The 19,778-nt window shown below is 71.2% G+C and carries 18 protein-coding genes and 1 pseudogene; 10 read left to right on the top strand and 9 right to left on the bottom strand.

The window, feature by feature from the left end:
- Window positions 1–213 precede the first annotated feature (213 nt).
- Window positions 214–1,002 carry an SDR family oxidoreductase gene (locus tag ABZ862_RS19125; RefSeq protein ID WP_360959495.1) on the bottom strand — a complete coding sequence of 263 codons (789 nt, stop codon included), beginning with the start codon at window positions 1,000–1,002 and terminating at the stop codon, window positions 214–216.
- Between the two features lie 125 nt (window positions 1,003–1,127).
- Here ABZ862_RS19125 and ABZ862_RS19120 point away from each other — a divergent pair, with 125 nt between their 5' ends.
- Window positions 1,128–1,970, top strand: coding sequence for a hypothetical protein (locus ABZ862_RS19120; RefSeq protein WP_360959494.1), 843 nt, complete (start codon window positions 1,128–1,130; stop codon window positions 1,968–1,970).
- Between the two features lie 90 nt (window positions 1,971–2,060).
- Entirely contained in the window at window positions 2,061–3,407 is a 1,347-nt protein-coding gene (locus ABZ862_RS19115; protein WP_360959492.1) for an endonuclease domain-containing protein, read from the top strand.
- A gap of 79 nt (window positions 3,408–3,486) precedes the next feature.
- Here ABZ862_RS19115 and ABZ862_RS19110 read toward each other — a convergent pair whose 3' ends face one another.
- A complete protein-coding gene (locus ABZ862_RS19110; protein WP_360959490.1) occupies window positions 3,487–4,722 on the bottom strand; it encodes a helix-turn-helix domain-containing protein in 1,236 nt (411 codons plus the stop codon).
- Window positions 4,723–5,497: 775 nt separating this feature from the next.
- Window positions 5,498–5,839: a hypothetical protein gene (locus ABZ862_RS19105; protein WP_360959488.1), complete on the bottom strand. Its 342-nt coding sequence runs from the start codon at window positions 5,837–5,839 to the stop codon at window positions 5,498–5,500.
- 157 nt (window positions 5,840–5,996) lie between these two features.
- Here ABZ862_RS19105 and ABZ862_RS19100 point away from each other — a divergent pair, with 157 nt between their 5' ends.
- Entirely contained in the window at window positions 5,997–6,236 is a 240-nt protein-coding gene (locus ABZ862_RS19100; protein WP_360959486.1) for a winged helix-turn-helix domain-containing protein, read from the top strand.
- A 117-nt stretch (window positions 6,237–6,353) separates the two neighbouring features.
- Here ABZ862_RS19100 and ABZ862_RS19095 read toward each other — a convergent pair whose 3' ends face one another.
- Both ABZ862_RS19095 and ABZ862_RS19090 read right to left on the bottom strand, forming a co-directional pair.
- The gene (locus tag ABZ862_RS19095) at window positions 6,354–8,207 is read right to left on the bottom strand and encodes an MFS transporter (protein WP_360959484.1); all 1,854 of its coding nucleotides are present in this window, start codon (window positions 8,205–8,207) and stop codon (window positions 6,354–6,356) included.
- A 224-nt stretch (window positions 8,208–8,431) separates the two neighbouring features.
- Window positions 8,432–11,152: a D-alanyl-D-alanine carboxypeptidase gene (locus ABZ862_RS19090; protein WP_360959482.1), complete on the bottom strand. Its 2,721-nt coding sequence runs from the start codon at window positions 11,150–11,152 to the stop codon at window positions 8,432–8,434.
- Between the two features lie 229 nt (window positions 11,153–11,381).
- Here ABZ862_RS19090 and ABZ862_RS19085 point away from each other — a divergent pair, with 229 nt between their 5' ends.
- The 3 genes from ABZ862_RS19085 to ABZ862_RS19075 all read left to right on the top strand — a co-directional run bounded on the left by ABZ862_RS19085 (window position 11,382) and on the right by ABZ862_RS19075 (window position 13,830).
- Window positions 11,382–12,185 carry a GPP34 family phosphoprotein gene (locus ABZ862_RS19085; protein WP_360959480.1) on the top strand — a complete coding sequence of 268 codons (804 nt, stop codon included), beginning with the start codon at window positions 11,382–11,384 and terminating at the stop codon, window positions 12,183–12,185.
- Between the two features lie 366 nt (window positions 12,186–12,551).
- Window positions 12,552–13,409 (top strand): helix-turn-helix transcriptional regulator, encoded by an 858-nt coding sequence (locus ABZ862_RS19080; RefSeq protein ID WP_360959478.1) that lies wholly within the window; start codon window positions 12,552–12,554, stop codon window positions 13,407–13,409.
- A gap of 232 nt (window positions 13,410–13,641) precedes the next feature.
- Window positions 13,642–13,830 (top strand): DUF397 domain-containing protein, encoded by a 189-nt coding sequence (locus ABZ862_RS19075; RefSeq protein ID WP_360959476.1) that lies wholly within the window; start codon window positions 13,642–13,644, stop codon window positions 13,828–13,830.
- 203 nt (window positions 13,831–14,033) lie between these two features.
- Here the strand turns inward: ABZ862_RS19075 and ABZ862_RS19070 are convergent, their stop codons facing one another.
- From ABZ862_RS19070 to ABZ862_RS19055, 4 genes are all read right to left on the bottom strand, one after another.
- Window positions 14,034–14,540, bottom strand: a complete 507-nt coding sequence (locus tag ABZ862_RS19070) for a glutathione peroxidase (protein WP_360959474.1) — start codon at window positions 14,538–14,540, stop codon at window positions 14,034–14,036.
- Window positions 14,541–14,614: 74 nt separating this feature from the next.
- Window positions 14,615–15,517, bottom strand: a complete 903-nt coding sequence (locus tag ABZ862_RS19065; RefSeq protein WP_360959472.1) for a slipin family protein — start codon at window positions 15,515–15,517, stop codon at window positions 14,615–14,617.
- 230 nt (window positions 15,518–15,747) lie between these two features.
- A complete protein-coding gene (locus ABZ862_RS19060; protein WP_360959470.1) occupies window positions 15,748–16,167 on the bottom strand; it encodes a hypothetical protein in 420 nt (139 codons plus the stop codon).
- 30 nt (window positions 16,168–16,197) lie between these two features.
- Complete coding sequence (locus ABZ862_RS19055) at window positions 16,198–16,674, bottom strand: SHOCT domain-containing protein (RefSeq protein WP_360959468.1); 477 nt, start codon at window positions 16,672–16,674, stop codon at window positions 16,198–16,200.
- A 297-nt stretch (window positions 16,675–16,971) separates the two neighbouring features.
- Here ABZ862_RS19055 and ABZ862_RS19050 point away from each other — a divergent pair, with 297 nt between their 5' ends.
- From ABZ862_RS19050 to ABZ862_RS19035, 4 genes and pseudogenes are all read left to right on the top strand, one after another.
- Window positions 16,972–17,607: a potassium channel family protein gene (locus ABZ862_RS19050; RefSeq protein WP_360959449.1), complete on the top strand. Its 636-nt coding sequence runs from the start codon at window positions 16,972–16,974 to the stop codon at window positions 17,605–17,607.
- A 135-nt stretch (window positions 17,608–17,742) separates the two neighbouring features.
- Complete coding sequence (locus tag ABZ862_RS19045; protein WP_360959444.1) at window positions 17,743–18,240, top strand: HIT family protein; 498 nt, start codon at window positions 17,743–17,745, stop codon at window positions 18,238–18,240.
- 59 nt (window positions 18,241–18,299) lie between these two features.
- Window positions 18,300–18,485, top strand: a pseudogene (locus ABZ862_RS19040) (helix-turn-helix transcriptional regulator); the annotation flags it as partial.
- 72 nt (window positions 18,486–18,557) lie between these two features.
- On the top strand, window positions 18,558–19,625 hold the full coding sequence (locus ABZ862_RS19035; protein WP_360959844.1) for a transcriptional regulator: 1,068 nt from the start codon (window positions 18,558–18,560) through the stop codon (window positions 19,623–19,625).
- The last annotated feature ends 153 nt before the right edge of the window (window positions 19,626–19,778 follow it).

Here is a 19,778-nt window from a genome sequence, read left to right as displayed (position 1 = left end):
ACTCCACTCAGCTGGCTGGCACTTCGCAGATGAGGGACGAGGGCGCAGATGAGCGCGGCAGGACGCGAAGTGCCCGCTCATCGTGGGTTCGGTCGCGTGGACACGACAAGGAAGCGGAAGGTCAAGAGCAGGCAAATTCGTTCGCCTTGCTGACCTTGATTTATATATATGAACGTCGCCGGGTGGCTGGAACACATCCCCGCCGACGTGGGCTCACCGCATCAGCTCCCCCGCGTTGACGAGCAGCGACTGGCCCGTGATCGCCCGCGCCCGGTCCGAGCAGAGGAACACCGCCGCGTCCGCCACGTCCCCGTCCGTCGCCAGTTCCGGCAGCGCGGCCCGGTCCGTGAGGCGCCGCAGCACCTCCGCTTCCGGTACCCCCTCCGTGTGCGCGGTGAACCGCACGTACGCCTCCACCGGCGGCCCCCACATCCACCCCGGCAGCACGGTGTTGACCCGGATCCGGTGCGGCCCGAGTTCCCGCGCCAGCGAGTACATCACGCTGGTCAGCGCCCCCTTCGACGCCGCGTAGGCCGCCTGCCGCACCTGCGAGGGCGCCGCGACGGCCGACTGCGTCCCGATGAACACCACCGCCCCGCCGCCCGCCTCCCGCAGCGACGGAAGGCACGCCCGCGTCATCCGCAGCGAGCCCAGCAGGTTCACGTCGATGACCGACTGCCACGTCGTGAAGTCGGCGTCCTCCACACCGCCGAAGTACGAGTCCCAGGCCGCCACATGCACCACCGCGTCGATCCGGCCGAACCTCTCCCGGGCCACCGCGGCCAGCGCCTCGCAGCGCGCCTCGTCGGTGATGTCGGTGGCCAGATACGCCGTCCGTGTCCCGTCCGGATCGACGTCCGCCGCGGTCTTCGCCAGGTTCGCCTCCGTCCGCGCCCCGAGCACCGCGCGGCCTCCGTCCCGTACGACGGCCGCAGCCACCCGGTGCCCCAGCCCGGCCCCGACTCCCGACACGACGACGGTCTTCCCGGTGAGCAGTGACATCGCAACCCTCCGCAGGATCCGGCCCCTTGACGCGCCCCGCCTCTGGCGGTCCGCCTGACGGACCGTCAGAGTAGGTGCCCCTGAGGAGGGACGGAAGAGCGAGCGAAGGGAACGGGAGACCGCGCATGAGCGACGACGAGACCCACAGCCGCACCTACGCCGACCTGGCGGCCGTAGGCCCCTACGGGGTACGCCCCGGCCACGCCCTGATCACCATGGTCGAGCCCCATCCCGGCCACGAGTACGCCTACAACCGCTGGTACGAGGACGACCACTACTACGCGGGCGCCATGGCCATGCCCTGGATGTTCGCCGGCCGCCGCTGGGTCGCCACCCGGGACCTCCAGCTCCTGCGCCACCCCGAGAAGTCCGCCGTGGCCCGGCCCGTCACCGCCGGCTGCTACCTCTCCACGTACTGGATCACCGAGGGCCGCTACGACGACCACATGCGCTGGACCGTCGCCATCAACAAGCGCCTCAACCGCGACGCCCGCGTCCACCACGCCCGCACCCACGTCTTCACGGCGTTCCACGACCATGAGGTCACCGTCTACCGCGACGGAGCGGCCGGACCCCGCGACATCCACGCCCTCGACCACCCCTACGCCGGACTCGTCCTGGAAGTGATCGACACCGAGTCGGCGGAGCAGTGCGCCGAACTCGCGGAGTGGCTGCGCGCCCGGCACCTGCCGAGGCGCCTCACCGGGTCACCGGCCGCCCTGGTGACCGTCTTCCGGCCCACCCCGCTGCCCGGTGACCGGATGACGTACGTCAAGCAGGTCGAGGGCGTCGGAACCCGGCTGACCCTGCTGTGGTTCCTGGAGACGGATCCCCGGGACGCCTGGGGCGAGCACTTCGCGGACCTGGACACGGCGGTGGCGGCTTCGGGCCTGGGCGACGTGCAGCTCGTCGCACCGTTCATCCCCACGGTGCCCGGCACGGACCAGTACGTGGACCAGTTGCGATGAGCCCTCCGGCACCGCGTCACGCGTGCCGCGGTCTCCCACCGGAGGGACGCGGACGGTAGCCGAACTCCTAGGCACCGTTAGCCTGTCGGTATGCCAGAGCGTGTCGTACCCGGTCGCCCGGACGGCCTGATCACCCTGGGTGCCGCGGACGCGCTGTGGGTCGATCTGACGGCCGGCAGCGCTGTGCCGACGGCTTTCGGGGCGTTCACCCGCTCTCCCGCCCGCGCCCGGGCGGGATACGTCCTGCTGGGCGGCCGTGCGGTGACGACGGTGAGGGCGAGCGGCGGTCGGTGGAGTGTCTCGGTGGGCGAGGTGCGCCGGGCGGCCGCCGAGCTGAACGCGGTGGGGACGGACCCCCAGGACCTGGTCCGCATCGGTCCGTTTCACGGGGCGCCGTGGCAGGAGGCCGACGAGGAGACGGTGCTGTGCTGGCGCCGTCGTATCGCGGGGGGACTGTGGGAGCCGGGCCGCCCGCAGCGGGCAGCACGACGTGACCTCGACCGGCCGTACCACCTGGCGGGGATCGACTGGCGGCAGATGCTCGTGGAGCGGACCCGCGACGGGACGCAGCGGACGTGGTGGCTGCCGCGCGCCGTGGTCAGGCTGCTCGACGCGGCCGAACACGCCGAAGCGCAGTGGCTGCAAGCCTCGCAGACCCACCAGGCAGGCGCAGCCGTCACCGGGCCGCCCTCCCACCCCCGGCGGGCAGCCCGAGACGCCGGCGGTCGGCAGGCGACGGACCCCGAAGGCCCTGCCGCCTCACTTCGCCCGTACAACGGAGAGCTGAAAGGGCAGCTGTACTCGGTGCTCAGCAGGAAGCCCGGTACCTCCCGCGGCGTGGCCGGGTGGGCGTGCGCCGTCTGCCGCACCGCGCCCGCCGCCGTGCTCGACCACTGCCACGAACACGGCTACGTCCGCGCCCCCGTCTGCCAGTCCTGCAACACACTGGAACGCCCCGACCACCTGTACAGCAACGACATCCGCGTGGCGAACCGCTACACACGCCTCTTCCACACCGACACCGACGACTGGCTCCGTCACTGGCACCGCTGCCCCGGCTGCCGCGCACGCACCACGCTGCCCCTGCCGCACCTCGCCGCATGGACCGCCCACACAGCCTGCCGCTCACTGCGCCCGACCCACCGCGCCCCGCGCGGACGCACGCCCTGCGGTGTCCTGCGGGTGTCCTGGACGGGCAGCCAGAACACACCCCGTTCCTGCCTGCTCACCGTCACCGTCGACTGCTGCCCCTCCGGCGAGCACCGCCTCCTGGCCCAGGTCCCCTACCGCGAAGCCGTCGAGCGGTTCCGCGTCTGGTTGGCCGAGACGGCCCCCGCCGTGGCCGCCGCAGCCGGCCCTGACCGTCTGGACGGCCTTCCCACCGAGCCCCGTCCGGTCGTCGCGGACACCAGCGGCGAGGGCCTGGCACTGTTCTGAGCAGACACCGGGAGGTTCGACGCCCAACGTCACCCGGCAGCCGCCGATCCACGACACGGACATCCCGCACAGGTGTCGCCTACCGCTGCTCCTGTCCGTCCTCGGGCGGCTTCGCGGTCTGGCGGGACTGGTCGCGCCGGGCGATGAGGGCCCGTACGTCGACACGCCCCGACGGCGGGGCCTGGGGCGGCCGGATGCCGGCCTCGTCGAGTTCCCGCTCGGTGGTACGCGGATCGGCGCCGCTCAGGGCCGCGACGGCCCGCACCCCGATGCGGCCGGCCCGATAGGCATCGACGGCGCGCTCCATGATCCGGCGCGGCGGACGCACGCGTGCCGCGGTCTCGCACTCCACGACGTACTGGGGGCCCCAGCCGTAGGTCCACGCCAGCTCCCGGCCGGTCGGTCCCTGCATCCTCCTGGCCTCGGCTTCGGTCAGCAGTCCCAGCTCCTTGCACTGGATGAACATCACGGGGAGGCTCACACCGTAGTGCCGGGCCGCCATGGCGCACTCCCGGAGCCCGGGTTCGGTGACGGAGAGGCAGTCCATCCAGCGGCGCACTCCCTCCGATGGGGCCAGCAGATGCCGGGCGAAGGCGTCGCACCGCTTCTCGGCCGGTGTCCGCCTGCCGTCCAGCCGGTGTGCGGCCACACCGTCCTGGAGCAGCACATGCCCCAGCTCATGTGCCAGCGAGAAGCGCTGCCGCTCGGGCACGTCAGCCGCGTTGACGACGGAGATCGTCACGTCACGCTCGGGGTCGATCGCCGTGAACCCTGACACGCCCTGAGGGAGCGTGAGCGCGGCCGTGTCCAGGCCGATCGCCGACTCCACGAGCTCGGCAAGGTCGGGAACAGGAACGAGCCCGAGTCCGAGGCGTTCACGAAGCTCCGCCGCCAGGTCCCGGCCCTCGCGCTCGGCATCGACTATCTGCACGAGGGTTCGCTTCAGCCAGGCCGCCCGCCGACGACCGGCCTGGTGTCCGTCCGGTACGAACCGATCGAGGCGGTCGTCGAGCGCCAGGATTTCGCCGACCAGTCCCTCGGCCCGCCTCAGCTCCTCCTCACTGCCGTGCGAAGCCCGCGCCGCCACCTGCATGCGCCGCCGCACCGGATCGCCCTTGGTCAGCAGCGTAAGCGGGATGTCCATGGCCGCCGCGATCCGGTCGAGCTCGGCCAGCGTCAGAGCCGCCCGTTCCCCTGTCTCGATCCTCGCCAGTGTCGGCTGGCTCAGCTCCGCACGGACGGCCAGCTCCCGCTGACTCAGGCCCGCCCGGCCCCGCTCCCGCGCGACCCTTTCGCCGATCTCCTTCAGATGCATGCCCCACACCTCCGTCCTGAATCAACGATACCCACTTGATTCAGGAAGTGGGCGCGGCGGGTGGGATTCGTGTCGGAGGTCTGAACGGCTCACGGGGGTGGCGCTCGCAGGGAACACTCCGTGGTCCATGAAGTGACCCTGGTCAGCCGGTGTGACGGTCATGGACCTGCCCTTCGGGGGTGTCGTCGCCGTGCTGTGCGGTGCAACCCGCCCCGGTTGCCCGACCTGTCCGTGGCCGGGGAGTCGGGGCGGGAGTCCGGGAGTGTCACGAGGCGTGATGTGCCTGGCGGGCAGGTGCTGTCCACGGGACGTCCGCAGGAGCCCTTACCGCTCGCGTGGGCCGTGACTGGTCCGGCAGCGCGGGCAGCGGCACGGGGGCCACCCGGGGGACGCCTGCGGGAGCACGGCCGTGCCGGGGGCGTACGCGGTCGGCTCCGCCACGCCGACCCGGCGCCCGTCTCCGTCGAGGCGGTAGGCGCTGATGGTCAGGCGGGAAGCGCCCGGTCGGGGAGGCGTTCCGGCTTTCACCGCTCAGCCCCCGGTGCGTCGCCGCAGCGGGACGCGGGCGGCAGCGACAGCACGTCCGGTACGTGCGGGAAGTGCGGGGCGCAGTCCCGGCATGCGTACACGGTGAAGCCGGGGCCGGAGCCTTGGTGCACCACCGAGACGACGACTGGCGCATCGGTGATTGCACAGCAGCGGACGCACATGCGCACCGGCATACGCGTCCCACCCGGGACGGTCCCAGGGCGCTCGTCCTGCTCACTCGGCCCAGTCATCCGGCCACCACCTCGGCGCCCACCGCACGCGGGTCGAGGTCGATACCGAAGCCCGTCGCGAGAACCATGGCGACACGGCGCCGCCGTTGCCGGGCCCGCTCGCACCCCGGCTCGGCGAGAGGGACATACGGTCGGACCACGGCCGTCGCCTCACCGGGCAACGGTTCTTCGAGACCGTACGGCGACCGCCGCACCGGGGGCCACGGCGCCGCCGCACGGGGCGCCACCGGCACGCGCGCGAGGGTCTGCCCGGCGGGTTGCGTGCCCGTCCTGCGCCTGCCGGTACCGGGCGTGAGCACGCCCAGGACCCACCGCATGAACGCATGGATAATGCTCACTGTCATCAGCTCCTGAGAGGCTGGTGGCCATGCCCCGGGGCCCTGCCAGGTCGCCGGGGTCTTCTGCGCACAGAGTAGACCTAGCTAGCTAGGTTAGCTAGTCGGTATTGGCGAACTCGTCTCGCTCATCTTGATAGGGCCGCCTAGCGTCCAGGGCATGGAATGGGAACCGGACGTACCACGCTGGAAGCAGGTCTACGCGGTCATCGAGGGGCGGATAGAGGACGGGACCTATCCGCCCGGATCACAGCTGCCCGGCGTTCTGGCCATCCAAAGCGAGTTCGGTATCGCTCAGATGACCGCACGACGCGTGTTGACGGAGCTGCGGGCTGCGGGTCTCGCGCAGATGCATCCGGGGGTAGGCACCTTCGTCAGCGAACCCCCCAAGCCCGGGTGACGCGTCTGGACGCCCCCACGGGACAGTCGGCAGGCGAGTTCCTCCACCGCCCGAACGAGGCGAAGAGCGCCGAGGCCGGTGCAGTGATCGAGCCGGCCGACTCGGGTCCGCCGGCTCCTAACCCGCCTTCAGCTCGTCCGGGCACGGGGTGCCGCGGGGCAGTTGGTAGGGGGCCGCCAGTCGGTAGACGCCCGCCTTCGGCGCGAGGAGCATCGTCCACTTGTCGCCCTTGGCGTCCTCCGGGGTCTCCATCAGGCAGCCGTTGACGTTGTCGTACGTCTTCGGTGTGCCCTCCGCCCGGTGCTTGGACGCCTCGGTCTCCTGCGGGGCCTTGAGGCTCTTGCCGTCGGCGTCGACGATGCTCAGCCACGGCGAGTACGGGATCCGGATGAGGATGCGGCCCGCCTTGCTCACCTCGATGGTCATCTCGCCCTGTTCGGCACGGTCCACGACCGCGTCGGGCTCGGCGAGCGGCGCAGGGTCGGTGACCCGGAACAGCTGCCAGTTGGCGTCGCCCCAGACCTGCTTCAGGTACGGCATCCCGCGCTGCACCAGCTCCCGCTCGCGCTCACCCCCGGTGCCGTCCGGCTCGCCCTTCGGCAGCACCACGAAGTGCACCGCCCAGCGCTGCAACCACTCGTGGTAGTTCGCCGAGTTGAGCGTGTCGTCGTAGAAGAGGGGATTGCGTTCCATGTCGGCCTGGCGGTTCCAGCCGCGCGCCAGGTTGACGTACGGGGCGAGCGCGGACGCCTCGCGGTGCGAGCGGGCCGGGACCACCTCGACCCGGCCCTTCTCGGCGCCGGCCTTCTGCAACTCGTTGACCAGCGGTGCCAGCTCCCGCGCCCAGGACGCCGCCGGGGTGGTGTGCACGATGTCGTCGACCGCCTTCACCCCGATCCACGTCGCGAAGCCGAGGAAGGCCACCACGGTCATCCACCAGGCGCGCGAGCGCCGCGGGTGGAACGGCAGGGCGGCGATCAGCACCACGCCCGCGAACAGCATCGCCAGCCGGGTGATGTTCGAGCCGATCTGCGAGCTGACCAGCCACACCCCGACGACCCCGACGCCGTAGACCGCGGACGTCAGCCGGACCGTCTTCCAGTCCCTGGGGACGAGCGCGAAACAGAAGACGGAGTAGGAGAGCGGCAGGATCACCGAGGCGAAGCTCATCGGCTGGGTGCCGGAGAAGGGGAACAGCCAGGCCGACACGGCCACCACCACCACCGGCGCGATGCCCAGCGCCCATGCCCCCGGGCGGCGCTTCTGCAGGAACAGCGCGACGGCGATCAGACCGACGAACAGTCCCGCCACCGGGGACGCCATGGTGGCGAGCGCGGCGAGCGGCGCCGCGCACAGCGCCTTCGCCCACCGCTTGTGGCGCCAGCGGTGCGGCCAGCAGAACACGGCGGCGACCGCGCCCAGCGCGAACACCGTGCCCAGCCCGAACGTCACCCGCCCGGACGCCGCGTTGCACAGGAACGCGAACACCCCGGCCAGCGCCGCCCACAGCGGTTCCCGCACGGCGCGGCTGCGGATCAGGATCAGCGTGAGCAGCCCCGCCGAGACCGTCCCGGCGATCATCATCGTCGTCCGCACACCGAGGACGGACATCAGATACGGGGACACCACGCTGTACGACACCGGGTGCATGCCGCCGTACCAGGCGAGGTTGTACGCCGAGTCCGGGTGCCGCCCGACGAACTCCGCCCACGCGTCCTGCGCCGCCAGATCGCCGCCACTGTTGGCGAACGTGAAGAACCAGACGATGTGCAGGACGCCGGACAGCGCGGTCATGGCGAGTACGGGGTGGCGCAGGACCCGTTCCCGGAGGGGGCGGAGGGCGGCGCGGACACGGGACCGGAGGTCACCGTCCTCAGCGTCGTGAGAGTGCCCCGTGGGCAGCTTTATTCGTGAGCCGGTGCCTGGGCCCGGTCCGGTGTCGTCGGCGCGTGTCGGCTCCGCAGTGGCCACCTGAAGGCACTCCCGTGTCCCGTCTTCTGTACGTTCCCGGCCCCGTTCCGTCCCGTTCACCGACCGGTGGCCCGCCCCGGTTCGTGACGCTAGCACGCACCCCGCCCGGGAGCGTCCCTGCGGGGCGCCCTCGGCGGGGTGCGTATCCGGCGTACGGAGGCACGCCGGTCGGTGTGTCCGGTAGTGCGCCCGACGGTGCGTCGGACGGTGTGCCCGGTGGTGCGTCAGGCGACGCGGGTCAGCTTGGCGCCGAAGCCGGGCTCGGTCAGGTCCTTCTCCAACGCCACCGGCACCTGGACGCCACCGCTGCCGCCGTCCCCGACGGTCAGCGTGCCGACCTTGGTGCCCGCCTTCGCGGTGTGCGGCACGGTCTCCGCGTCGAAGGACAGCTTCACCTTCAGCCCGGCCCAGCCGACCGCCGTGACGTCCTTGGTGACGACGACCGGCGTGTGCCCGCCGAGCCGGTCGTCCACGTAGCCGACGACGTCGCCCTTCTTGAGGATCTTCGCCGACGCCAGCTTCTCCTGCGCGCCCAGCATCGCGGTCTTGCTGACGTTGTTGACCGTGTCGATGATCGGCGCCGTGTGCTGCCCGAGGATCGCGCCGACCAGCGTCACCGTCTCACCGCCGACCTCCTTGGTCGCGGCGAACAGCAGGTTGCCGCCGGCCTTGGTGGTGGTGCCGGTCTTGATGCCGATCGCGCCGTTGTAGGGGACGAGACGGTTGTAGTTCTGCCAGACCTGGCCGGACGGGTCCTTCCAGCTGGGCAGCCTGGTGATGTCGGTGAGCGCCGGGATCCGCACCAGCGCGTTGCCCAGCTTCACCTGGTCCTCGGCGGTGGAGACGGTGGTCTCGATCAGCCCGGACGGATCGGTGTACGTCGTGTTCGTCATCCCGAGTTCCTTGGCGGTGGCGTTCATCTTCTTGACGAACGCCGCCTCGGACCCCGCGTCCCAGCGCGCCAGCAGCCGGGCGATGTTGTTCGCGGACGGGATCATGATGGCGGACAGGGCGTCCTTCTCGGTGAGAGTGTCACCTTCCTTGACGGTGTTGAGCGTGGACTCGCCGTCCTTGTCGTAACCGCCCTCCTTCTCCGCCTTCGCGTCCACCTTGATGCCGGGACCGTCCGCACCCGATTTCATCGGGTGGTCCTTCAGCACGATGTACGCCGTCATCGCCTTGGCGACCGACCCGATGGCGACCGGCGTCTGCTTGCCGAAGCTGCTCATCGTGCCGATGCCGTCGACGTCCATCCAGCCCTGGCCCTCGTTCGGCCACGGCAGCGCGGCACGGGCGCCGTCGAACGTGTACGAGTCGTCGGCGGTGAGGGCGAGGGAGGGGCTGGGCAGCGGGCGTACGGCCTGCACGATCGCAAAGGCGATCACCAGCAGGATGACCAGGGGGGTCCAGATCTTGACCCGCCTCAGCAGCGTGCGCAGCGGGCTCGGCGGGGGCGGGGGAGTGTTCGTCAGCTCCGCCAGCAGGTCCAGCGGGGGCTTCGGCGGAAGCGGCTGCTGGGTGGTGCGCTCGGCGGGGGGCGGAACGGCGATCCTGCCGGGTCCGGCGGGCGCGGCGGGTCCGGCAAGTCCGGCGGGCGCGGCGGGCGCGGCGGGTCCGGTGGGGGTCCCTGCCGTGGGCCTGGCCGCGGGCTCGTCGAGGGGCTTGAGCGCGACGAACCTGCTGGTGCGCTCCGGGTCGGCGGCGGGCGGGGCGGGGGGTGCCGGGGGAGTCGCGGACCCCTTGGGCGTCGGAGGCGCCTTGGGGTCCGTGGGGCGGGGCGCCTTGAGCATGGTGGTCGGCTGGTCGACCGGCGGCTTGGGCGGGCGGGGGGCCTTGAAGACGGTGGTGGGGTGGTCCACGGCGGGAGCGGGCGCCGGGGCGGCGGCCGAGGCGGCCGGGGCGGCGGCCGAGGCGGCCGGGGCGGCGGGCCCGGGGGTGTCCTCGGGCTCCGGCTTGTCCCGGGGGTCGGGCTTGCCGTCCGGAGCCGGCTTGTCCTCCGGGTCGCCCTCGTCCTCGGCGGCGTCCGCGTCCTCGGCCTCGGCCTCGGCGGCATCCTTCGGGGCGTCCTCGGGCTCGGCTACGCCCTCGGTTTCCGCCGCCGGCTTGGCGTCCTCGGGTTTGGCGTCCTCGGGTTCGTCGGACTCGGGCGCGATGTCTTCGGGCACCGCGTCCTGGGGTTCGCCCTCGTCGCTCGCGGGTGCGTCGTCGTCCCCGGCGGCGGCCGCAGGGGCCTCGGCGGTGTCCTCGGGCTCCGTGTCCCTGGGCTTCGCGTCGTCGGGCTTCGCGTCCTCGGGGGCTGTGTCGCCGTCCTCGGAGGCCGCCGGTTCGGCGTCGTCGTCCGCCTTCGGGTCCACGGCCTCTTCTGCGGCCCCGGGCTTCTCCTCGCCCTCGCTCTCACCGCTCGCGGGCGCGTCGTCGTCCCCGCCCGCACCGGCGGCCTTCGCCCCGTTGCGCGCGGCGGCGTCCTCCGCCGTGACGACCCAGGAGTCCACGGCGGCCCGCCGGACGTCGTCGTCGCCCCCGGAGCGGTCCGCGGGCTCGTCGGAGGCGTCGTCGTCCGCCTCCCCGGCCCCGTCGGCCGCTACGGGCTCAGGAGCCTCCTCCGTGCCCTCAGCCTCCGCCGAGGCGGCCTCCGGGGCGGCCCCGGCGCTTCCGTCGGCCTCGGAGTCCTCCTCGTCGCCCGTCACGGGGTTCCGTACGCCCTGCGCGTCCCGCGCATCCCGTACGTCCCGCACATCGCGCACCGAGAACACCTTGGTCGCCGTGTCCACGCCACCACCGCGCTTCGGCGCCGAGACGGTTTCCTGGGCGACGGCCAGCCGAGGGTCACGCACCTCGTTCCTGGCCTCCGGAACCGGACTCGCGCTCCCCGACGTCGGTTCTCCCGACGACTCGCGCTGCTTCGAACTGTCGGGGGACTCGCCCGCCACCGATGCCTCCTCCATGCGTCGCCGCGCGCCCTTCGCGCGCTGGACGAACCAACCGCTTACCACCGCCCGGACGCCGCATCCACACCGTTGTCCGAAGCAAGTACCAGTGTCCTGTGCGCGGGGCCTACCTCTGCGGAAGACGAGAACGACATACCTGCCGGTTCCCTTACGAACCGGTCACGCACCCTCGACAGACCATTGTGAGAGGGGTCACCCTGTCTTTCATCCACGCGGGGAGGCATGGATGGGCAGGAGCCGCAGAACGCTTCCGGAAGAGCTTCTGTTGCTGGCACTGGACCCGGCCACGGGTACCACTGCACAGCCGCAGTCGCTCGACCTTGGTCTGGCCGGAGCACAGCTAGTGGAGCTGGCATTGGCCGGACGGATAGCCCCGGACGGGGATCGTATCGCCGTGGTGGCACCACGGCCGACTGGAGATCCGACTTTGGACTGCGCGTTGGAGTTGCTGCGAAGGCGTGGCGCTCCCGTGCGGGCGGTTCACTGGATCGGCGGACCCCGGCTGGGGTTGCGCCAGACCTATCTCGCGCACCTGGAGCGCTGCGGCATGGTCGCCGCCGTGGCGGGCCAGATGTGCGGGGTGCTGCCGACGACCCGTTACCAGGCGACGGACACCGCCATCAGCCGGGAGATCCGGTCCCGGCTGGATTCCGCGATCCGCACCGGCGTACCGCCGGACCCGCGGACCGCGGCGCTCGCCGCACTGGCGCACGCGGTCGGCCTCGGCAAGCACCTGTATCCGGGCAACGAGGGACGCTCGTCGCGTTCCCGGCTGCGGGATCTGATCAGGCACGACCCCATGGGCGGCCTCGTGGCGCACGCCGTGATGGACGTCCAGAACGGCGCGGGCGCGCAGCCGCGCCGCAACCCGGTCGGTCCCGGAGCCGGACCCGGATCCGGAGTCGGACCCGGAGTCGGGTCGGGACTCGGATCCGGAGTCGGACCCGGAGGAAGGCCCGTGCAGGAACCGGCCCGTGGCGTCCCGATGCAGCCGCGCCGGGGTTCGATGGCACGAGCCGCGGTCCACTGAGCGCCGGGCGGCGCTCGGCAGGCCACCTCCGCGCAACCCGCAATCGTGCGGTCGCGCGGAGCGAGAACAGCCGCACCCGGGTCCCCGGACCCGGTGCGGGAGCCGCTGGTCCGAGCGGGGCGACGCAGCCGTAGGGATACGGTCTCCGTCGCCCCGCTCGACTGCGTGCGCCCGAGCGGTTCATGACGCGCCGTCCGGTGGATGGCGGCTGGCGACTGGTGGCCGGCGACTGGTGGGGGACGGCTCTGAACTGATGTGTGCCCACCGCATATCCACCGTTCGGCAGCGGTAGAAAGCACCTTGGTGGCAATCTGCTCAACAGCAGATACGCAAAGTGGAAGTAAGCAGGCCGGAGGTGCGCGTCCCGTGGCGTCCAATGTCAATCCCACCGTCAGACGACGCCGGTTGGGCCAGGAGTTGCGCAGGCTCCGGGAGCTCAGGGGCATGACGGCCGAAGAGGTCGCGGAGCGGCTGCTGGTGTCGCAGTCGAAGATCAGCCGGCTGGAGAACGGCCGGCGCAGCATCAGCCAGCGCGATGTGCGCGATCTGTGCGGGGTGTACGAGGTCGAGGACCAGCGGGTGGTCGACTCGCTGATGGAGATGGCCCGGGACTCGCGCCAGCAGGGCTGGTGGCACGCGTTCGGCGACATTCCGTACAGCGTGTACATCGGCCTGGAGACCGACGCCGAGTCGCTGCGCGTGTACGAGCCCCAGATCGTCACCGGGCTGCTCCAGACCCGGGCGTACGCGGAGGCGCTGGTGCAGGGCGCGCTTCCCGAGACGTCACCGGCGGACATCGAGAAGCGCGTCCAGGTCCGGATGCGCCGTCAGGAACGCATCGCCGCCGAGCCCAACCCGCTGCGGCTGTGGCTGGTGCTGGACGAGTCGGCGCTGCGCAGGGTGGTGGGCGACCGGACGGTCATGCGGGAGCAGCTCGAGTACCTGCTCGACATGACGCGGCTGCCCCATGTGACCGTGCAGGTGCTGCCGTTCGATGCGGGCGCGCATCCCGGGCTCAACGGCCAGTACGCCATCCTCGAGTTCGCGGACGCGGCCGACTCCAGCGTGGTCTATCTGGAGGGCGTCACGAGCGACCTGTACCTGGAGAAGGCGCACGATGTGCAGAAGTACGCGGTGATGTACGAGCACTTGCGCGCCCAGTCGCTGAGCGTGGACCAGTCCCGCCAGTACATCGCGGACGTGGCCAAGGAATACGCGCGCTGAGGCGTACGCCCGGCGCAACTGGTGTGTGCGGCGCGGATCTTACACTGCTGAAACCTGCAACCGTAAGACGCCGTTGGAATATGCCATCCGTACGAGTGAACGACTGGTCCAGGAGGGGTTGTTGGCGGGTAGCTTCGATCTGGCCAACCGGTCTGTGAGGCTGGCGTGAATCGCACCGCCACCGCATCCGTGCGGTGGCCCGGTGACAGAGCAACTCGTAACAGGAGTGAACATGGCAGTTCGGCAGGGCGCCACGGCGACGTGGACGAAGTCCTCCTACTCCGCAGGAAACGGCGCGTGCGTCGAGGTCAAGTCGCCCACCGCGACCCTCGCCGTCCGTGATTCCAAGGTCCACGCGGGCCCCGTCCTGTCCTTCCCCGCCGAGGCGTGGAGCGCCTTCGTGGCGTCGGTCAAGGCGTAGCGACACCTGGTAACACCCGTGCGCGAGCCCAAGCCTGAGCCCCTGCGTGAGTCCACGCGTGAGTCCATGCCTGAGCCTCTGCGTGAGTACGCGAGTACCTACGTGTGCACACCCCCGTACGACCCCGGAGCCCTCTCGACCAGTCCGCCGTCCTAGCCGAGAGGGCACCTCCCTGTTTCCGCTCCCGGTCGTCCGGTCGTCCGTCAGCCCAGCTGCGCCTCGACGGCGGAGACGATCTCGTCCGCCTCCGGCTCGGTCTGCGGGGAGAACCGTCCTACGACGCTCCCGTCCCGGCCGATGAGGAACTTCTCGAAGTTCCAGCGGATGTCACCGCTGTGCCCCTCGGCGTCGGCGAAGCCGGTCAGACGCTCGTAGAGCGCGTGCCGCCCCGCCCCGTTGACCTCGACCTTCTCGGTGAGCGGGAAGGTCACGCCGTACGTCGCGGAGCAGAACTCGGCGATCTCCTCGGCGCTGCCGGGCTCCTGCCCGAGGAACTGGTTGCAGGGCACCCCGAGCACGGTGAACCCCTGCCCCGCGTACCGCTCGTGGAGCCGCTCGAGCCCCGTGTACTGCGGGGTGAGCCCGCACTTGGAAGCCACGTTCACGATGAGTACGGCCTTGCCGGCGTACTGGGCGAGGTCCGCGGAGCCCCCGCGGAGGGCACCGATCTCGGTGTCGAGGACGGAACCGTGGTCGTCAGCAGTCGTCATGACCCGGATGCTAGCCCCGGTGACCGGCCGGCCCGCTGCAGGGGCGCTGAAGCGGGCCGGCGGCCGTCGCCCGGCTACTCGGCGGTGTCCGTGCCGTTCTTGCCTGCCTCGCCTGCCTCGCCTGCCTCGCCCGCCTCGCCTGCCTCGCCTGCCTCAAGCGTCTCGGCGTTCCGCGCGTCGCCCTCGCTCTTCTCGTTCTTCGCGATCTCCTGGTCCATGCGCTTGGTGGCACGGTCGAAGTAGCGGAGGAGCTCGACCGGGACCGGCATGACGAGCGTCGAGTTCTTCTCGGCCGCCACCTCGACCACGGTCTGGAGGAGCCGCAGCTGGAGGGCCTCGGGGGAGTCGGACATGATCCGGGAGGCGTTGGCGAGCTGCTGCGCGGCCTGGAACTCGCCGTCGGCGGTGATGACGCGGGCCCGCCGCTCCCGCTCGGCCTCGGCCTGCCGCGACATGGACCGCTTCAGCGACTCCGGCAGCTGGACGTCCTTGATCTCGACGCGGTCGATGTGGATGCCCCACTGGGCGGCGGGGCTGTCGATCATCAGGGCGAGCCCCTCGTGCAGCCGCTCCCGGTCGGAGAGGAGGTCGTCGAGATCGCTCTTGCCGATGATCGACCGGAGCGAGGACTGGGCGACCTGGCCGACGGCGAACATGTAGTCCTGCACCTCGATGGCGGCGCGCACGGGGTCGGTCACCCGGAAGTACACGACGGCGTCGACCTTGACGGAGACGTTGTCCCTCGTGATGCCTTCCTGGGTGGGCACCGGCATGGTGATCACCTGGACGTTCACCTTCCGCATGCGGTCGGCGACGGGGATGAGGAAGGTGATGCCGGGCTGGCGGTAGCTGGGCTGGGCCTTGCCCCAGCGGAACACGACGCCACGCTCGATCTGATTGATCACCCGAATCCCACTGCGCAGCACGAGCAGGGCCAGCACGGCCACACCTACGACTGCGATGACAGCGCCTTCCATGGCACTCCACTTCCCGTTCCTGAGAATGTCCTTCGGGGCAAAGGACGCGGTGTGGGGCAGGAACGATGCGCCATGGGTGTCAGGAATGCGTCAAGAAACCGGCGGGGTCCGGGGACGACGGGGCCCGGGGACGACGGGGGCCGGGGACGACGAGGGCCGGACAGGGAGAAGCGGGACCGCGACGTATGCGGTCCCGCTTCTCCCGTTCCGGCCGGGAGGACGACGTGTACTTACGCCCTGAACGCGTCGGGCTTGACCACGCACAGCGCCCAGATGATGAAGCCGGAGAGCGCGATCATCACGACCGACCAGACCGGGTAGTACGGCAGCGACAGGAAGTTGGCGATGATGACGAGCCCGGCGATGGCCACGCCGGCGACCCGCGCCCACATCGAGGCCTGGAACAGCCCGATGCTGACGATCACGGCGACCACACCCAGGGCGAGATGGACCCAGCCCCAGCCGGTGAGGTCGAACCGGAACACGTACGTGGGTGTCGTGACGAAGATGTCGTCCTGGGCGATGGCCATGATGCCCCGGAAGACGTCGAGCACGCCGACGAGGAAGAGCATCACGGCGGAGAAGGCTGTCAGGCCGGTGGCCCATCCCTGTCCCGCGGTGTGGACCGGCCGGGTGTGTGTCGCGGTCATCTTGCGCCTCGTTTCGTGTTCTCCGGATGATCAACGTCCGGACGTGGGGACGGCGGTGGAACCCGAGCGCCCCGCCGGACCCGGTCCGTGCCCGGACAGGACCATTTCCTTCGCCCTGCGGAACTCCTCGTCCGTGATGTCGCCACGGGCGCGGATCTCCGACAGCCGGGCGAGCTCGTCGACACTGCTGGTCGGGCTGCCGGTGGACGCGGTCTCCCTGATGTAGGCGTTGAAGTCCTCCTGCTGCGCCCGCGCCTGTTCGATCTCCCGGTGCCCCATGTCCTTGCCGCGGGCGATCAGGTAGACGAACACGCCCAGGAAGGGCAGGACGATGCAGAACGCGAGCCAGCCGGCCTTGCCCCAGCCGCCCAGCCGGTCGTCACGGAAGATGTCGACGACGACCCGGAAGAGCAGCACGAACCACATGACCCACAGGAAGAACCAGAGCATGGTCAGGAAGGCGCTCGCGAGCGGGAAGTCGTACGCCAGGTAGGTCTGCGAGTTCATGTCACTCCTCCGTCTCGGGCCCACGCCCGGCAGGGGTTCCGTGCCTCTTCAGCGTGCGTGCGCGAGCACCGGGTGACCTCACCCGGAGCGGGTGAGCGTGCGGCGGCGGCCCCGGCATCCCGCCGCCCGATCACCCATGCGGGTTGATCCGCCGTCCACCCGGCGGCGGTCGGCCGCGACCCGGGAAGACGGGGAGACAACGCCTTCTACGGCGCCCCACGGCCCCCAGAGCCCCTACACCTCCTACGAGCCCTGCACCTCGTACGGAGCCCTACGAGCCCGAAAGACACGGACGCCATGAGCGATCCCACGGATGCCCGGCCGGATCCCGCGCGGCCCGACCCGGACGCGTACCCGCCGGGACAGCCGGCCCGACCGAGCCGGCGGGCGACGGTCGCCGGTGCCGCCCGCGCCGTCGGCTTCTCCGCGGGCCTCCTCGTGGCGTACTACCTGCTGCCCCTGGACGACAAGACGTCGGCCGGTGCCTGGATCCTGCTCATCGGCGGCCTGCTGGCGGTGGTGCTGGTGTTCGGGGCGGAGATCAAGGTCGTCGTGGGCTCGCCGTACCCGCGGCTGAGGGCCGTGGAGGCGCTGTCCGTCACGCTCGTCCTGTTCCTGGTGATCTTCGCCGGTGTCTACCACGAACAGGACCGCACCACCCCGGGTTCCTTCAGCGAGCCGCTGACCAGGACGGACGCCCTCTACTTCACCCTGACCACGTTCGCCACCGTCGGCTTCGGCGACATCACCGCCCGCACCGAGGCGGCCCGGGTGATCGTGATGCTGCAGATGACGGGAGGGCTGCTGCTCGTCGGAGTCGCCGCCCGGGTGCTGCTGGCGGCGGTCGACGAGGGCCTGCGCCGCAGAACCGGAAAGCCGGAGGCCCGGACCGGCCCGGAGCCGGAACCGGAACCGGAGCCGGACGACCGGTGACGGAGCCACCGGCGGGCAGGTACACCGGTCCGTGCCGGCTCGCGACTCGCGCGGTTCTCTGTTCGGCCGTACGCGTCCCGGGTATGCCTTGCCGCATTGCCCGTGCGATGCGGAAGCCGAGGAAAGCCGAACGTGATGACAGACGCACCGGATACACATGATGCGCCAGGTGCGCATGAGGCCCCGGATGCTCCAGATGCCCACGGGGACTGCCCGTTCTGCGCCATCGTCGCCGGCCGGGCCCCCGCCACGGTCGTCCGGCGCTGGCCGGACGCCCTGGCCATCGTGCCGCTGTCGGCGGTGACGGCGGGGCACACCCTGGTCATCCCCGTGACCCATGTCGCCGATGTGGGAGTCGATCCGGCGGTGTCCGCGACCACGATGCGGCGCGCGGCCGAACTGGCGGCCGAACTCGGGGACTGCAACATCATCACCTCACGCGGCGAACTGGCCACCCAATCCGTGTTCCACCTGCATCTGCACGTTCTTCCGCGGCGCCGTGAGGACGGGCTCGCCCTGCCCTGGACGATCGGACCAGGTGATATGCGGCGAGGTGCCGTGGAGGAAATCGATGGCCATGGGTTTCGTGCCGACGCATGGTGTTTCGGCCATTCTTCGTTGGATAAGAAGTGAGTATGATTGTGGGGGCGCAGAGGCCTGATCGAGGCTTCTGTTGCTGAAGGGGGGATTGCGTGACACAAGCAATTTCTTTCGGCGTGGAGTTACGCAGGCGGCGCGTCGCCGCGGGCAAGTCGCTCCAGAGTCTTGCCGGGTCGATCAACTATTCGAAATCGCATGTGAGTAAGGTCGAACGCGGGGAAAAGAATCCCAGTTCGGATTTCGCTCGTGCGTGCGATCGCGTCCTGGACGCCGGCGGCGAACTGGAGGATCTGGTTCCGAGGAACGAGCCTCCCGGAACCGCCGCACCTGGTGTGCCGACGGAGTGGTCCATGCCGTGGGTGCTGCGGATGTCGGCCGACCGCGGCAACGACTTCGTGGCCTACGACGAGAAGGCGTTCGCCGACCCGTCGGTCACTCCCGGGATGATGTCCTGGCGGCTCGCCTCCGCACCGGCGTTCGACGGCGAGGCGCGGGAGGCGTTGACGCACCTGTCGTCCCTCTTCTCCGAGTGCCGCAACCTGGGACAGTCCTTCGGCCCCGCGGTCGTCACCCAGATCCTCGTCACCTCGATGAACGCGCTGCGCGGCATGGCCCGCTCCGCCGCGCGCGACGCCGACCGGGAAGCGGTCCTGCGGCTGGCCGCCCGGTACGCCGAGTACACCGGATGGATGACCCAGGAGGCCGGCGACGACACGGCCTCGCTCTGGTGGACCGACCGTGCGGTGGCCCTGGCCAGGGACGGCGGCGACGACGAGTTCGCGGCGTACACCCTGGTGCGGCGGGCCGATGTCGCGCTGTACCGGATGGACGGGCGGGCCACCGTGGAGTACGCGCGGGTCGCCGAGGAACAGTCGCGCGGCACCCGCATACGGGGTCTCGCCGCCCAGCGCCGGGCGCAGGGGCACGCCCTGCTGGGCGAGGACGCCGCGTGCTTCCGCGCCCTGGACCGGGCGGCCGACCTGATGACCCGCGCGGCAGAGGAGGGCGGGAAGGACAGGGAGGGGATGCCGTACGCCGGGGCGGAGCCGGTCATCGGCAGCAGGCATCTGGCCGGGCTCACCGACTTCGTCACCGGATGGTGCCTGCACGACCTCGGGCGTACGAGTGAGGCGGTGGGCCGTCTCGAAGGCGGTCTCGACGCCCTGCCGGCCGGCGCCCGCAGGGCCAGGGCCCGGTACGCCGCCCGCCTCGCCCTGGCCCTCGCCGACGCCGGGGAACTCAGGTCCGCCTGCTCCATCGTGGCGGCGGTGACCTCCTCGGTGTCGGTGGTCGACTCGGCCACCATCCGCGCCGACCTCCAACGGCTGGGCCGCCGGCTCCTCCGCTGGCCCCGCGACCCCGACGCCCGGCTCGCCGCCGCCCGTATCGCCGAGGTCCTGCACAGCGCGGGGCGCTGACCGGAGCGGCTCCGGGCGGCCGGGCGGGTGCTCCCGGGGCGTCGCCCGGCCAAGCCCTCCCCTCCGTCGGCCAGACCTTCCCGTCCGTAGGTCGGGCGGCGTCGGTTCGTCCGCCGAAGTCGGCACCCGTCCCCGTCCGTCCGTCCGTCGGCT

Origin of the sequence: Streptomyces sp. NPDC047000 (assembly GCF_040644295.1) — a bacterium.
In the GTDB taxonomy this organism is placed as follows: Bacteria; Actinomycetota; Actinomycetes; order Streptomycetales; family Streptomycetaceae; genus Streptomyces.
Note: the sequence above shows the minus strand (reverse complement) of the source record. Positions and strands in the feature narration are given on the sequence as shown.